Below are 14,065 nucleotides of genomic sequence, written 5' to 3'. Positions count from 1 at the left end.
CCGGCGTCGCCGGCTCCCGACTGCTCGCCTCAGACCTCTTCGACCGAGCTCGGCTCGCGCCGGGACAGGTCGATGCCCAGCTCCTCCGCGGCCCGGAACACCTCGTCGTCGGTCTCGCGCATCTCCAGGGCCACACCGTCGCTGGAGAGCACCTCGACGTTGAGGCACAGCGACTGCAGCTCCTTGAGCAGCACCTTGAACGACTCCGGAATGCCCGGCTCGGGGATGTTCTCGCCCTTGACGATCGCCTCGTAGACCTTCACCCGGCCGAGGACGTCGTCGGACTTGATCGTCAGGAGCTCCTGCAGGGCGTACGCGGCACCGTACGCCTGCATCGCCCAGCACTCCATCTCACCGAAGCGCTGGCCACCGAACTGCGCCTTACCACCCAACGGCTGCTGCGTGATCATCGAGTACGGGCCGGTCGACCGGGCGTGGATCTTGTCGTCGACCAGGTGGTTGAGCTTCAGGATGTAGATGTAACCGACCGCGATCGGGTCCGGCAGCGGCTCGCCCGAGCGGCCGTCGAACAGCTGCGCCTTGCCGGAGGAGCCGATCAGCTGCTTGCCGTCCCGGTTGGGCAGGGTCGACGCGAGCAGACCGGAGATCTCTTCCTCGCGGGCACCGTCGAAGACCGGGGTGGCCACGTTGGTGTCCGGCTCGGACTCGTGCGCCTCGATCGAGCGGAGCTGGCGCTTCCACTCGGTGTCGTCGCCGTCGACGCTCCAGCCGGTCTTGGCCACCCAACCGAGGTGAGTCTCCAGGACCTGACCGATGTTCATCCGGGACGGCACACCGAGCGGGTTCAGCACGATGTCGACCGGGGTGCCGTCCTCCAGGAACGGCATGTCCTCGATCGGCAGGATCTTGGAGATGACGCCCTTGTTGCCGTGGCGGCCCGCGAGCTTGTCACCGTCCTGGATCTTGCGCTTCTGGGCCACGTAGACCCGGACCAGCTCATTGACGCCCGGGGGCAGCTCGTCGCCGTCCTCGCGGGAGAAGGTACGCACGCCGATGACCGTGCCGGTCTCACCGTGCGGCACCTTCAGCGAGGTGTCCCGGACCTCGCGCGCCTTCTCACCGAAGATCGCGCGGAGCAGCCGCTCCTCGGGGGTCAGCTCGGTCTCACCCTTCGGGGTGACCTTGCCGACCAGGATGTCGCCGGGTACGACCTCGGCGCCGATCCGGATGATGCCCCGCTCATCGAGGTCGGCGAGCATCTCCTCGCTGACGTTCGGGATGTCGCGGGTGATCTCCTCCGGGCCGAGCTTGGTGTCCCGCGCGTCGACCTCGTGCTCCTCGATGTGGATCGAGGTGAGCACGTCCTGCTGCACGAGGCGCTGCGACAGGATGATCGCGTCCTCGTAGTTGTGACCCTCCCAGGTCATGAACGCCACGAGCAGGTTGCGCCCGAGCGCCATCTCGCCCTCGTCGGTGCACGGACCATCGGCGATGACCTGGCCGGCCTCGACGCGGTCACCCTCGAAGACGACCGGCTTCTGGTTGACGCAGGAGCCGGCGTTGGAGCGGCGGAACTTGTGCAGCAGGTACGTCCGGCGGTGGCCGTCGTCCTGGTGGACGGTGATGTAGTCCGCGCAGAGGTCCTCGACCACACCGCCGACCTCGGCGACGACCACGTCACCGGCGTCAACGGCGGCCCGGTATTCCATACCCGTGCCGACCAGCGGGGACTCGGCCTTGACCAGCGGCACCGCCTGACGCTGCATGTTCGCGCCCATGAGCGCGCGGTTGGCGTCGTCGTGCTCAAGGAACGGAATCATCGCGGTCGCGACGGAGGTCATCTGCCGCGGCGAGACGTCCATGTAGTCCACGGCCGACGGCGGCACGTCCTCGGTCTCACCACCCTTACGGCGGACCAGGACGCGGTCCTCGGCGAACGACCCGTCGGCGTTCAGCGGGGCGTTGGCCTGCGCCTTGACGAACCGGTCCTCCTCGTCCGCGGTCAGGTAGTCGATCTGGTCGGTGACCCGACCGTCGACGACCTTCCGGTACGGCGTCTCGATGAAGCCGAACGGGTTGACCCGGGCGAAGGTGGAGAGTGCGCCGATCAGACCGATGTTCGGGCCTTCCGGCGTCTCGATCGGGCACATCCGGCCGTAGTGGGACGGGTGCACGTCGCGCACCTCGAAGCCGGCCCGCTCCCGGGACAGACCACCCGGGCCGAGCGCGCTCAGCCGGCGCCGGTGGGTCAGGCCCGCCAGCGGGTTGGTCTGGTCCATGAACTGGGACAGCTGCGACGTGCCGAAGAACTCCTTGATCGCCGCCACCACCGGGCGGATGTTGATCAGGGTCTGCGGAGTGATCGCCTCGACGTCCTGGGTGGTCATCCGCTCGCGGACGACGCGCTCCATCCGGGACAGGCCGACCCGGACCTGGTTCTGGATCAACTCGCCCACGGTACGCAGGCGGCGGTTGCCGAAGTGGTCGATGTCGTCGGCCTCGTAGCCCTCCTCACCGGCGTGCAGCCGGCAGAGATATTCCACGGTGGCGACGATGTCGTCCTCGGTCAGCGTGCCGGTGGTGATCGGCACGTCCACTTCGAGCTTCTTGTTGAACTTGTAGCGCCCGACCTTGGCGACGTCGTACCGCTTCGGGTTGAAGAAGAGGTTGTCCAGCAGGGTCTGGGCGTTCTCACGGGTCGGCGGCTCGCCAGGGCGGAGCTTGCGGTAGATGTCGAGCAGGGCCTCGTCCTGGCCGGCGATGTGGTCCTTCTCGAGCGTGGTCATCATCAGCTCGGACCAGCCGAACTTCTCGCGGATCTGCTCCGCCGACCACCCGATGGCCTTGAGCAGGACGGTGACGGCCTGCCGGCGCTTACGGTCGATGCGAACGCCGACCGTGTCGCGCTTGTCGATGTCGAACTCCAGCCAGGCACCCCGACTCGGGATGACCTTGACGCTGGAGAGGTCGCGGTCGGAGGTCTTGTCCGGCTGCTTGTCGAAGTAGACGCCCGGCGAGCGGACGAGCTGGCTCACCACGACGCGCTCGGTGCCGTTGATGATGAAGGTGCCCTTCGGCGTCATCATCGGGAAGTCACCCATGAACACCGTCTGGCTCTTGATCTCGCCGGTGGTGTTGTTGGTGAACTCCGCCGTCACGAACAGCGGGGCGCAGTAGGTCAGGTCCTTCTCCTTGCACTCCTCGATCGAGGCCTTGACCTCGTCGAAGCGCGGAGCCGAGAAGGAGAGCGACATGGTGCCGGAGAAGTCCTCAATGGGACTGATCTCGTCGAGGATCTCCGCGAGACCCGAGCGTGCGTGCGGGTCGTCCGCCGACCGGCCCTGCCAAGCCTCGTTGCCGACCAGCCAGTCGAAGGACTCGTTCTGGATGGCGAGGAGGTTGGGGACCTCGAGGTGTTCGGTGATCCTGCCGAAAGAAACTCGGCGGGGCGCGAAAGCGCTCGACGTACGACTGGTCTTCGCAGGGCGGGAAGCTGCCAAGATGCGTCCTTCCGAGGACCGGTGCTGCATAACGGCTGGTACGCGTGCACTCCAATGACCCCACCAGAAATTATCCACAAACGGACATTTCCGAGCAGGGGTCAATTCGGAAGGCAGCGCAAACTAGCAGTGTAGCCGAGAGGCTAACCGCTGTCCAGCCCACCCCGCAGGTCGTCGCGGAACTTGCCTCGGGACCCCGAAAAAACCGGGTCTACCGGGCCGCTCGGAACGCGACGCTCCTGCCGGGCCGCTCGGTTGCGGCAGCCGTGGTGCTATCGCTGCCATTCCCGAGAGGCGGCCGTTGCAAGCGCGGAAGGTCTTGCTGCTGCCAGCGTGCCTGCCAGGCCGTGCCGCGTCAAGGGCCGGTTACCGGTCGAGGTGGCTTTCCCCCCGACGGACTAGCCACAGACGTCACTGCCCGAGTCGCACGCCGGACGCGGACGCCCTGCTCACGCCGCTGCCGCCGGAGCCCCGCCAACCACAGCGGGCGGCGATCCGTCTCCGGATCACCGCCCGCCGAGACGCGGTGTGCCCCGGCTCACGTGAGCCGGACGCGCGTCAGGTCGACCTCAAGGTCACTTGAGGGTGACCTTGGCGCCTTCGCCCTCGAGCTTGGCCTTGGCCTTGTCGGCGGTCTCCTTGTTGACCTTCTCCAGAACCGGCTTCGGCGCGGCCTCGACCAGGTCCTTGGCCTCCTTCAGGCCCAGGCCGGTCAGCTCACGCACGACCTTGATGACCTGGATCTTCTTGCCACCGTCGGCCTCGAGGACGACGTCGAACTCGTCCTTCTCCGGCTCGGCCTCGGCGGCGGCACCGCCGGCGGCCGGACCGGCCATCATCATCGCGGCCGGAGCGGCGGCGGTGACCTCGAAGGTCTCCTCGAACTGCTTCACGAACTCGGAGAGCTCGATCAGCGTCATCTCCTTGAACGCGTCGAGCAGCTCTTCGGTGCTGAGCTTCGCCATGGCTGGCGTCCTTTCCTGAATGGTTTAACTAAGAACGTGGGTGCGCCGGGTGGCCTCAGGCCGCCTCGGCGCCCTCCTTCTCGCGCTTGTCCTGCAGGGCGGCCGCCAGACGCGCGGTCTTGGCGAGCGGAGCCTGGAACAGGGCCGCGGCCTTGCTCAGGTTGCCCTTCATGGCGCCGGCCAGCTTCGCCAGCAGCACCTCGCGGGACTCCAGGTCGGCGAGCTTCGTGACCTCGGCCGCGGTGATGGCCTTGCCCTCGAAGACACCGCCCTTGATGACGAGCTTCGGGTTGGCCTTCGCGAAGTCGCGAAGCCCCTTCGCCGCCTCGACGACGTCGCCCGAAACGAAAGTCAGCGCGGTAGGACCGGTGAACAGCTCGTCGAGGCCGGAGATGCCCGCGTCGGTCGCGGCACGCTTCGCCAGCGTGTTCTTCGCGACCGTGTAGGTGGTCTCCTTGCCGAGCGAGCGCCGCAGCTGGGTGAGCTGAGAAACCGTGAGCCCGCGGTACTCGGTCAGCACGGTGGCCCCCGCGTTGCGGAAGCTCTCGGTCAGCTCGACGACGGCCGTGGCCTTGTCAGCCCGGATCGGCTTGTCCGCCATGTCCCTCCTCTCTCGTTACTCGGAGCTGGTACGCCGGCGACGAGCGGAGGCTCGCGCCGGCGCGGAGGCATCACGACAACGAAAAAGCCCCGGCGCAGGGCGCACGGGGCGAGGGCCGGCACACGGGCCTGGTCGGCGGACCACGCACAGCACCGATTTTCGCTTGCCGCCCTGCGCGGGTCGCCCGTCATCGCGGGACCTTCGACCGTGCCGGGGCACGGTGACCAGCGGTCTCTGGGTGGAACTACCCGCGAAGACTACGCGACGTGACCCGGTGCCACCAAATCGCCCCCCCGAGTGCCCTCGCTCACCCACCCTCGGCCCGGGCTCCAAGATCGCGCGGACCCGGAGGCGCAGGCAGGGTCAAGGGCGGGTGCGGCGGCTCCAGGCGTACCCGGTCAGGGCCACGGCCGCCCAGGCCGACGCCCAGGCGGTCAGCAGCAGGCCGGAGGCGATCGCCAGCTCGCCGGTCAGCGCCCGGGCGGTCGGCAGCACCGGCGGCACCAGCCACGGCGCCACCGAGCCGGAGAGCCCGAGGACCAGCACCCCGACCACGCCCAGCGTCAGCACGACCACGCCGTACCCGGCGCTGCGGGTGATCGCCCGGCTGGCCAGCGCGCCCACCGCCACCGCCGCCGGCAGGGCGAGCAGGTGTGCCCAGAGTCCGAGCGCCACCCCGGCGGCCACCGGCCGGTCCCCCGGGCCGGTGGTGCCGGTCACCCCGCCCACCAGCCAGGGAAAGACCATCGCGACGGCCACCGTGCCGAGCCCGGCCACCACCGCGGCGAGCAGGCCGGCGAGGTGCTCACGGGCCGGGCCGACCAGCACTCGGGCCAGCCGACGCTGCCCGTCCGGCTCCACGTCCAGCAGAATCTTCGTCTGCCAGGCCAGCACCGGAAAGAGCACCACCGCGGAGACGCCGTACGCCTCCGCCGGCCGGGCCCGGCCGCCGCCGTAGAGGACGCCGAGGGCCAACAGGCCGGCCAACACCGGCGCCAGCGCCCGTCCGGTACGCAGAAACCCGGCGAGCCGCAGCCGGACCAGCGCGCTCACCGGGTCACCTCCCGAGCCGGACCGGTCAGGCCCCGCTCTTCCGGCACGCCGCTCTCCGAGTCGGGTATCGACCCCGGATCGGGGGCGAGACAGGCGGCGGATCGGCGTCGGGTCGCGTGGCGGGAGGCGGGGCGGGGTGGTCGCGTACCCGGAGGACGTGGTGTCCGTCGGCGCGCAACCGGGCGACGGCGGCCGTGACCCGGTCGGCCGGGACCGCCAGCTCGACCACCGCCATGGCTACGCCCCCGGACGGCGCCTCCTCGGTCACCGTGCCGCCGTCGACCGTCCATTGCCGGGCGCCGGGCAGCCGCACCGTCTCGCCGCGGTGGTCGCTGACCAGCGCCATGCCGCCGTCGGCGAGCACCTCGTCGATGAACTCCGGCACCAGCTCGCGGGCGGCGGCGTCGAGCCCCTCCCACGGCTCGTCCAGAACGAGCAGGCCGGGCGGCCGCAGCAGCGCCTGGGCCAGGCCGACCTTCTGGGCGGTGCCCTTCGACAACTGGGGCAACCGGACCCCCTCGAACCGGGTCAGGCCGAGCCGGTCCACCCAGCGCCGCACCGCCCGGTCGGCCGCTGGCCCGGAGAGGCCGGCCAGCCGGCCCATCGCGGTGAGATATTGCGCCACGGTGAACGGCTGGTCGGCGGGAAAGCGCTCCGGCACCCAGCCGACGGCGCCGGGCCGGTCGACGACCCGACCCCGGGTCGGCCGGAGCCCACCCGCGGCGAGCTGGAGGAGTGTGGACTTGCCCACACCGTTGCGGCCGAGCACCACCGCCGCCTCGCCCGGGTCGATCCGCACCCCGGCCTTTCGTAGCACCCACGGGCCGCGCCGGTGATAGCGGAACCAGACGTCCTCCAACAGCATGAGCCGAGCCTGCCACGACGAACAGACGAACGGGGCCCCGCCACTCACGTGGCGGGGCCCCGTCGGGGCAGTCGTACTCAGGCCTCGGCCGAAGCCTCGGTCAGGTTCTTCACCGCGTTCGGGTCGACCGGGACGCCCGGGCCCATGGTGGTGGTGAGGGTGACCTTCTTCAGGTACTTGCCCTTGGCCGCGGACGGCTTCGAGCGCAGCACCTCGTCCAGCACCGCCGCGTAGTTGTCGATCAGCTGGGACTCGGAGAACGAGGCCTTGCCGATGATCAGGTGCAGGTTGGAGTGCTTGTCCACCCGGAAGGTGATCTTGCCGCCCTTGATGTCCGAGACGGCCTTGGCGACGTCCATGGTCACCGTGCCGGTCTTCGGGTTCGGCATCAGGCCGCGCGGGCCCAGGATCCGCGCGATCCGGCCGATCTTGGCCATCTGGTCCGGGGTGGCGATCGCCGCGTCGAAGTCCAGCCAACCGCCCTGGATACGGGCGACCAGCTCGTCGGTGCCCACCTCGTCGGCACCCGCGGCGGCGGCCTCCTCGGCCTTCACGCCGGCGGCGAAGACGATCACGCGGGCGGTCTTACCGGTGCCGTGCGGCAGGTTGACCGTGCCGCGAACCATCTGGTCCGCCTTGCGGGGGTCGACGCCGAGGCGCATGGCGACCTCGACCGTGGCGTCGAACTTGAGGTTGGTGGTCTCCTTGGCCAGCTTGACAGCCTCGGCCGGGGAGTAGAGCTTCGACCGGTCGATGACCTCGGCGGCCTTGCGGTAGTTCTTGCTGCGCTGCATGTCTGGTTACTCCTGTGGTCTTTGGCGGGCCCGCGACGTCCGCGACCCTCCCACGAACTGATCGAGTGGAGCGGTGCGGCGAGGTCAGTCGGTGACCGTCAGGCCCATCGACCGGGCGGTGCCGGCGATGATCTTCTCGGCCTGGTCGAGGTCGTTGGCGTTGAGGTCCGCCATCTTCTTCTCGGCGATCTCGCGCACCTGGGCACGGGTCAGCGAGCCGACCTTCTCCTTGTGCGGGACACCCGAGCCCTTCTGCACGCCGGCGGCCTTGATCAGCAGCCGGGCGGCGGGCGGGGTCTTCAGCACGAAGGTGAAGGTCCGGTCCTCGTACACGCTGATCTCGGCGGGGACGATGTCGCCCCGCTGCGACTCGGTCTGCGCGTTGTAGGACTTGCAGAACTCCATGATGTTCACGCCGTGCTGGCCGAGCGCGGGGCCGACCGGCGGCGCCGGGGTGGCCTGGCCCGCCGGCAGCTGAAGCGTGAACGTCTTGACGAGCTTCTTCTTCGGAGGCATGTCTCTTCCTGGGGCTTGGAACTGGGATTTTCGCCCGCCGCGAGCGCGCACGGTCAGCGCGGTGCGGACAGCCGACGTTCTAGGGTAGCGCAGCCGTCCGCCGCCGCCTCGGCCGAGGTCCGACAGGACGGAGAAACAACGCACCGGCGGCGGGCCGGGAGCCCACCGCCGGTGCACGGCGTACGTCAGATCTTGGCGACCTGGTTGAAGTTGAGCTCGACCGGCGTCTCCCGGCCGAAGATCGACACCAGCACCTTGAGCTTCTGCTGGTCGGCGTTGATCTCGCTGATCGTCGCCGGCAGCGAGGCGAAGGCGCCGTCGGTGACGGTGACCGAGTCACCAACCTCGAAGTCGAGGACCCTGACCTCGGGCTTGGCCTTCTTCTCCACGGCCTCGACCGCCGGGGCCAGCCACTTCAGCACCTCGTCGAGGCTCAGCGGCGCCGGCCGGTCGGCCCGGTCGGTCGCGCCGACGAACCCGGTGACCCCCGGGGTGTTCCGGACGCAGGAGTAGGACTCGGCGGTCAACTCCATCCGGACCAGGATGTAGCCCGGGAAGACCTTCGCCTGAACCTGCGACCGCTTCCCGTTCTTGACCTCGACCTCTTCCCGGGTCGGCACCTCGACCTGGTAGATGAAGTCCTCCATGTCGAGGGAGGTGATCCGGGTCTCGAGGTTGGTCTTGACCTTGTTCTCGTAGCCGGCGTACGAGTGCACCACGTACCAGTCGCCGGGCGCGTAGCGCAGCTTCTGGCGCAGCTCGGCGACCGGGTCGAACTCCTCCTCCGGTGCGGGCTCGGTGGTCGGGAATTCCGACTCGCTGGCGGCCTCGACCGACTCGTTGTTGGCCGCCGTCGCCACCGTGGACTGCTCGCCCGGGGTCTCGGCGGTCTCGTCGTACTCAGGCACGCTCGCTCACTTCCGTCAGTATCGCTGGTAGCCGGTCAGCTGGGGTTACCGAAGACCCACAGGACCGCCTTCGCGAAGCCGTAGTCCAGGCCGGCCACGATCGTCAGCATCACCGCGACGAAGGTGACCACCACAGCCGTGTAGGTCAGCAGCTCCTTGCGGGTCGGCCAGATGACCTTACGCAGCTCGGCCACGACCTCGCGGAAGAACCGCGCGATACGGGCGAAGAGTCCGATCCGCTCGGTGTCCTTGCGGGTCTTCCGACCCTCGGTCGACTCGGCGCGGGCCCGCTCACGGGTGGCGGTGCCGCCCCGGGAAACCGGCTCGTCCTCGCTGGTGGCGTCGTCTGCGGCCGGGTCGACGACCGCGTCCTCAGGCAGACGCTCGTCGCCGGCGTCCTCGCCGCGCCGCTTGTTCTCGGCCACTTCGCCCTCCGTGCGGGATCTCGGGTCGCACGCCGATGGGGCGTGCGCGGCGTGTGGTCACGCCGGCCGGACCAACCGTCCCGCGACGGGCCGCGGCCGGCGGACCGGCCGGGAGGGCCCGAATGCCTCGGAACCACCCCGCCGGTGCCACCACCACGAGCCGAACGCCGCCGTACGGCGGCGCGACCCACGGGAGCGGTCAGGCCTGAGGCGCAGGGGTGACAGGACTTGAACCTGCAGCCTGCGGTTTTGGAGACCGCTGCTCTGCCAATTGAGCTACACCCCTGTGCGACAACTCACCCCCAACCCGAGCAGCGCAGTGCCGGGTGGGGGTCACTTGCCCCACGGCGGACCAGTGTACGGGTAGTCGGGCGACTTTCCCAACCGGTCTACCCCTCGCGCGTCGACACGCCCCTCAGCGAGGCGTCCGGACGGTTGCCCGGGCCTGCGAGAGGACCTTGTCCCCGTGGCAGGTCGCGGTGATGTCGAGCCTGGTCAGGCCCGCCTCGGTGACCTCCTTGACCACCGCGTTGACCACGATCTCGGTGCCCTCGTCGGTGTCCGGCACGACCACCGGGCGGGTGAAGCGCACGCCGAAGTCGACCACCGCATCCGGCGCACCGGCCCAGGCGGACACCGCCCGGCCGACGAGCGCCATCGTGAACATGCCGTGGGCGATGACTCCGGGCAGGCCGACCTTGGTGGCGGTGCGGTCGCTCCAGTGGATGGGGTTGAAGTCGCCCGAGGCGCCCGCGTAGCGGACCAGGTCCGCACGGGTCACCCGGAACGTCTGGGTGGGCAGCTCCACGGTCAGTCCTCCCCGCGTACGACGAGCTTGGACCAGACGGCCACCACCGGCTCGCCGGCGGCGGTGCTCACGTCGGTGCGGGTGGTCAGGAAGCCGTGCCCACCCCGGTTGTTGATCTCCTCGATGGTGTTGACGCAGACCAGCTCGTCGCCGGCCACCACCGGCCGGGTGTACGCGAAGCGCTGGTCGCCGTGGACGACCCGGCTGTAGTCGACGCCGAGCGCCGGGTCCTCGATGATCTGCCGGCTGGCGGCCATGGTCACGATCACCGGAAAGGTCGGCGGGGCGACCACGTCGGGGTGACCGAGCGCCCGGGCGGCCTCAGGGTCGTGGTGGGCCGGGTCGGTGGCACCGATAGCGGTGGCGAACTCGCGGATCTTTTCTCGGCCCACCTGGTAGGGGGCGGTCGGCGGATACGTCCGGCCGACGAAGGACGGGTCCAGGGACATGCCGCGAACCTACACGTAAAGCAGAAACGCCGATCCGGACGGGCTGGCGGCTTGGGGCCGCCGTCCGTGCGGATCGGCGTTCGGAAGTGCTGCGGAACCGGGCCGGCGAGCCGGCCGGGAGTCAGCGGGTCTCGCGGTGGGCCGTGTGCCGGCCGTCGCGCGGGCAGAACTTCTTCAGCTCAATGCGGTCCGGGTCGTTACGACGGTTCTTGCGCGTGATGTAGTTGCGCTCCTTGCACTCCACACACGCCAAAGTGATCTTCGGCCGGACATCGGTCGCCTTCGCCACGGCGGAGTGCCTTCCTCGATAACGGGTAACAACTACAGCGCATCAGCCTACGCGATTGCCGCGCAGACATGCAAAGTGGGCGCCTTCGGCGCCCATCCCACCGACCATCGAGATGACCCGGCGGGCGAGAGTAGCGGTGGCCGGACTTGAACCGGCGACACAGCGATTATGAGCCGCTTGCTCTGCCATCTGAGCTACACCGCCGCAGGTGGGTCCAGCTGAACCCTCTGAGCCCCCTTACGGAATCGAACCGTAGACCTTCTCCTTACCATGGAGACGCTCTGCCGACTGAGCTAAGGGGGCCTGCTCGATCACCCCGTGGGGTGTCGCGCAGGGGAAACAGTACACGACCTTGCCGCCGAGGTGAAATCGGATCCCCCCTTCCCGCGTCCGTGCAGCTCAGGGCACCGCACGCAGACGGGGCAGCTCGCCGGCGGCGACCCCCTCCGGGTCGGCTTGGGCGCCGAACCAGGCCTCCAGCCGCTCGTAGGGCAGCGGCCGGCTGAACAGGAAGCCCTGGCCGATCTCGCAGCCGATGTCCTGGAGCAGCTCCAGGGTCAGCTCGCTCTCCACGCCCTCGGCGACCACCGCCAGGCCGAACTGCTGGGAGAGCGTCACCACCGCGTTCACGATGGCCAGGTCGCCCGGATCGGTCGCCATCCCCTGCACGAACGACCGGTCGACCTTCACCTCGTTCACCGGTAGCCGGCGCAGCTGCGCCAGGGACGAGTTGCCGGTGCCGAAGTCGTCCACCGAGAGCCGGACGCCGAGGTCACGCAGGCACCGCAGGGTCGGCATCGGACGTTCGGTGCCATCCAGGACGCCGGACTCGGTGATCTCCAAGGTGAGCCGCTGCGGCGGCACTTCGTACTCGTCGAGCAGCTCCCGCACCAGGGCGGGGAAATGTTGGTCGGTGAGGGTGCGGGCGGCGAGGTTGACCGACACGGCGAGCGGCTGCTCGCCGTGGCTCCAGTTCCGGCTGTACCGCAGGCTCTCCCGGAGCACGAACTCGGTGAGCCGGCCCAGCTGGCCGGTGTGCTCGGCCACCGCGACGAAGTCTTCCGGGGCCACCGTGCCGTGCACGGGATGCTCCCAGCGGGCCAGACACTCCACCCCGACCAGGCGCCGGTCCCGCAGCGTCACCTTGGGTTGGAAGTAGACCTCCAGCTCGCCGTCATCCAGCGCCCTGCGCAGATCGCCGGCGAGGCCCAGCCGTCGCAGCAACCGGGACTCCAGCGCCGGGCTGTAGAGCTGCACGCTGCCCGGGACCGACTTCGCCGCCGTCGCGGCCAGGTCCACCCGTTGGAGTAGCGCCACCGCCTCGCTGCCGTGATCCGGATGCACGGCGACCCCGACGGCAGTGTCCACGTCGAGGGTGAGCGCGTCGAAGACCATCTCGTCGCGAATCTGCTCCCGCAGCTGCCCGGCCAACTCCAGCGCCGCCTCGGCGCTCTCCAGCCGCAGGGTCACCAGAAACTCATCGCCACCGGCGCGGCCGACCAGCGCCGAAGAGGGTGCGCAGGCACGCAGCCGTTTGGCGACCTCGATGAGGACCTTGTCGCCGGCCGCGTGACCGAGCGTCTCGTTGACCTGCCGCAAGCGCTCGACGTCGAACAGCAGAAGCGCCACCGCCTCGCCCGGTGCCCGAATCTTGACCGCCTCGGTCACCGCGGCGGTCAGCCGCCGCCGGTTGGGCAGCTTGGTCAGCGTGTCGTGATCGGCATCATGGCGCAGCCGGTCAACCAGGCGAGAGTTCTCAAGGGCGACGGCGGCATGCGCGGCAACTGTCTCGAAGACCGCGATGTCGGCCGCAGTGAAGTGATTGCTGTCACCGAGTCGGTTGGCGACCTCCAACGCGCCGATGACCACCTGCCCCGAGCGCAACGGGACGACCACAATGTCCTTGATCCCATGTTCGGTCAGGAGAGGCCGCAGCGTCGCGTCGGTGGTGACGATCCGGCCGACGGCGACGCTCCGGCCACTCTTTCGCACCACCTCCCGGACCACCGGCGGAGTGCGCACGATGTCCAGCAGGCCCGGGTCGTCCACCCGGGCGGTCAGCAGGGTCTCCGGGTACGGCCCCTGCGCGGGCAGCCAGAGGGTGGCGTACTCGGCCTGCATCAACGCACGGACCCGGCCGAGCAGGGCGTCGGCGATCGCCCCGCTCTGCCCGCTCTCCATGACGGCCCGGGTCAGGTCATACAGATCGGTGAGGGTGCGATGCTGGCGGAAGAACTGCTCGTACGTTCGATAGACCAGGGCCAGGCCGACACCGAGCGCGGCCAACAGCAGCAACGACCACCAGGTGGCTTGCACGACCATCAGCACGATCAGCGCGAGGCATACGTTGATGCCGGAGATGAGGAGCCCGGACTTCGATGTGCGCAGGATGCCGCGGCCGGTCTGCCAGCCGTGCAGCAGCGTATGCACCGCAGTCACCGCCAAGACGCTGACCAGCAACAACATGCTGACCGCCACGAAGATGCTTCCCCAGGTCCGCGGGCCGACGCCGGACAGCGGCCGAAACGCCTGAAGCACCAGGGTGGCCAGCGAAGCTCCGGCCGCAGCTCGCGCTACGTTGAACCAGATCTTCGGAGCGGACATTCGCTGACGGACGTGGACAATCAGCGAGGCTAGTGTGTAGGCGAGAACCACCGTCAACGGTGGCAGGTAGTAGAGCGCGAGAACGAGTGGAAGCTCGGTAATCGTGACGCCGAGTGTCTGCCGGCGAACGATGACGCTCAGCAACGGCAGGCCCGCCGCGATCATGAGGATGAGCAGCAATGCGGCCAGCGGCCAACGGCCGAAACGCTCATCGACGACCAGTGCGGTGGTGGTGGCACAGACCACCGCCACCAAGGCCAAAGGAGCCGTGATGATCCAGGCGTCCTCGGACGACCTGCGTCGTGATCGATTGCGCCCGATCATCCG

The 14,065-nt window shown here is 69.3% G+C and carries 13 protein-coding genes and 3 tRNA genes; all 16 read right to left on the bottom strand.

What is annotated here, in order from left to right:
* Positions 1–29 precede the first annotated feature (29 nt).
* Positions 30–3,461 carry a DNA-directed RNA polymerase subunit beta gene (locus ABZ671_RS29330; RefSeq protein ID WP_357864213.1) on the bottom strand — a complete coding sequence of 1,144 codons (3,432 nt, stop codon included), beginning with the start codon at positions 3,459–3,461 and terminating at the stop codon, positions 30–32.
* Positions 3,462–4,036: 575 nt separating this feature from the next.
* On the bottom strand, positions 4,037–4,426 hold the full coding sequence (gene rplL / locus ABZ671_RS29325) for a 50S ribosomal protein L7/L12 (protein WP_357864212.1): 390 nt from the start codon (positions 4,424–4,426) through the stop codon (positions 4,037–4,039).
* A gap of 55 nt (positions 4,427–4,481) precedes the next feature.
* Positions 4,482–5,027, bottom strand: coding sequence for a 50S ribosomal protein L10 (gene rplJ / locus ABZ671_RS29320; protein ID WP_357864210.1), 546 nt, complete (start codon positions 5,025–5,027; stop codon positions 4,482–4,484).
* Between the two features lie 363 nt (positions 5,028–5,390).
* On the bottom strand, positions 5,391–6,080 hold the full coding sequence (locus ABZ671_RS29315) for a hypothetical protein (RefSeq protein WP_357864209.1): 690 nt from the start codon (positions 6,078–6,080) through the stop codon (positions 5,391–5,393).
* Positions 6,081–6,105: 25 nt separating this feature from the next.
* Positions 6,106–6,945: an ATP-binding cassette domain-containing protein gene (locus ABZ671_RS29310; protein ID WP_357864207.1), complete on the bottom strand. Its 840-nt coding sequence runs from the start codon at positions 6,943–6,945 to the stop codon at positions 6,106–6,108.
* A gap of 77 nt (positions 6,946–7,022) precedes the next feature.
* A complete protein-coding gene (gene rplA / locus ABZ671_RS29305) occupies positions 7,023–7,739 on the bottom strand; it encodes a 50S ribosomal protein L1 (protein WP_357864205.1) in 717 nt (238 codons plus the stop codon).
* Between the two features lie 84 nt (positions 7,740–7,823).
* Positions 7,824–8,255: a 50S ribosomal protein L11 gene (gene rplK, locus ABZ671_RS29300; protein WP_357864204.1), complete on the bottom strand. Its 432-nt coding sequence runs from the start codon at positions 8,253–8,255 to the stop codon at positions 7,824–7,826.
* A 185-nt stretch (positions 8,256–8,440) separates the two neighbouring features.
* A complete protein-coding gene (gene nusG, locus ABZ671_RS29295) occupies positions 8,441–9,163 on the bottom strand; it encodes a transcription termination/antitermination protein NusG (protein ID WP_357864202.1) in 723 nt (240 codons plus the stop codon).
* Positions 9,164–9,198: 35 nt separating this feature from the next.
* On the bottom strand, positions 9,199–9,588 hold the full coding sequence (secE, locus tag ABZ671_RS29290) for a preprotein translocase subunit SecE (protein ID WP_357864201.1): 390 nt from the start codon (positions 9,586–9,588) through the stop codon (positions 9,199–9,201).
* A gap of 213 nt (positions 9,589–9,801) precedes the next feature.
* Positions 9,802–9,874, bottom strand: a tRNA-Trp gene (locus tag ABZ671_RS29285).
* A gap of 129 nt (positions 9,875–10,003) precedes the next feature.
* On the bottom strand, positions 10,004–10,396 hold the full coding sequence (locus tag ABZ671_RS29280; RefSeq protein ID WP_357864198.1) for a MaoC family dehydratase: 393 nt from the start codon (positions 10,394–10,396) through the stop codon (positions 10,004–10,006).
* 2 nt (positions 10,397–10,398) lie between these two features.
* Positions 10,399–10,845: a MaoC family dehydratase N-terminal domain-containing protein gene (locus ABZ671_RS29275; protein ID WP_357864197.1), complete on the bottom strand. Its 447-nt coding sequence runs from the start codon at positions 10,843–10,845 to the stop codon at positions 10,399–10,401.
* Between the two features lie 121 nt (positions 10,846–10,966).
* Positions 10,967–11,134: a 50S ribosomal protein L33 gene (gene rpmG / locus ABZ671_RS29270; protein WP_092378713.1), complete on the bottom strand. Its 168-nt coding sequence runs from the start codon at positions 11,132–11,134 to the stop codon at positions 10,967–10,969.
* Positions 11,135–11,265: 131 nt separating this feature from the next.
* Positions 11,266–11,338: transfer RNA gene (locus ABZ671_RS29265), tRNA-Met, on the bottom strand.
* A 26-nt stretch (positions 11,339–11,364) separates the two neighbouring features.
* A tRNA-Thr gene (locus ABZ671_RS29260) sits at positions 11,365–11,437 on the bottom strand.
* Between the two features lie 96 nt (positions 11,438–11,533).
* The gene (locus ABZ671_RS29255; protein WP_357864196.1) at positions 11,534–14,062 is read right to left on the bottom strand and encodes a bifunctional diguanylate cyclase/phosphodiesterase; all 2,529 of its coding nucleotides are present in this window, start codon (positions 14,060–14,062) and stop codon (positions 11,534–11,536) included.
* Positions 14,063–14,065: the final 3 nt, after the last annotated feature.

This window comes from Micromonospora sp. NPDC006766, from assembly GCF_040636055.1.
GTDB lineage: Bacteria > Actinomycetota > Actinomycetes > Mycobacteriales > Micromonosporaceae > Micromonospora.
This window is presented reverse-complemented; position numbering and strand designations above follow the sequence as displayed.

Bases quoted from the DNA above. Each gene is read 5' to 3' on its own strand.
- rplL (WP_357864212.1), bottom strand. From the start codon at position 4,426: ATGGCGAAGCTCAGCACCGAAGAGCTGCTCGACGCGTTCAAGGAGATG.
- rplJ (WP_357864210.1), bottom strand. From the start codon at position 5,027: ATGGCGGACAAGCCGATCCGGGCTGACAAGGCCACGGCCGTCGTCGAG.
- ABZ671_RS29310 (WP_357864207.1), bottom strand. From the start codon at position 6,945: ATGCTGTTGGAGGACGTCTGGTTCCGCTATCACCGGCGCGGCCCGTGG.
- rplA (WP_357864205.1), bottom strand. From the start codon at position 7,739: ATGCAGCGCAGCAAGAACTACCGCAAGGCCGCCGAGGTCATCGACCGG.
- rplK (WP_357864204.1), bottom strand. From the start codon at position 8,255: ATGCCTCCGAAGAAGAAGCTCGTCAAGACGTTCACGCTTCAGCTGCCG.
- ABZ671_RS29275 (WP_357864197.1), bottom strand. From the start codon at position 10,845: ATGTCCCTGGACCCGTCCTTCGTCGGCCGGACGTATCCGCCGACCGCC.
- ABZ671_RS29255 (WP_357864196.1), bottom strand. From the start codon at position 14,062: ATGATCGGGCGCAATCGATCACGACGCAGGTCGTCCGAGGACGCCTGG.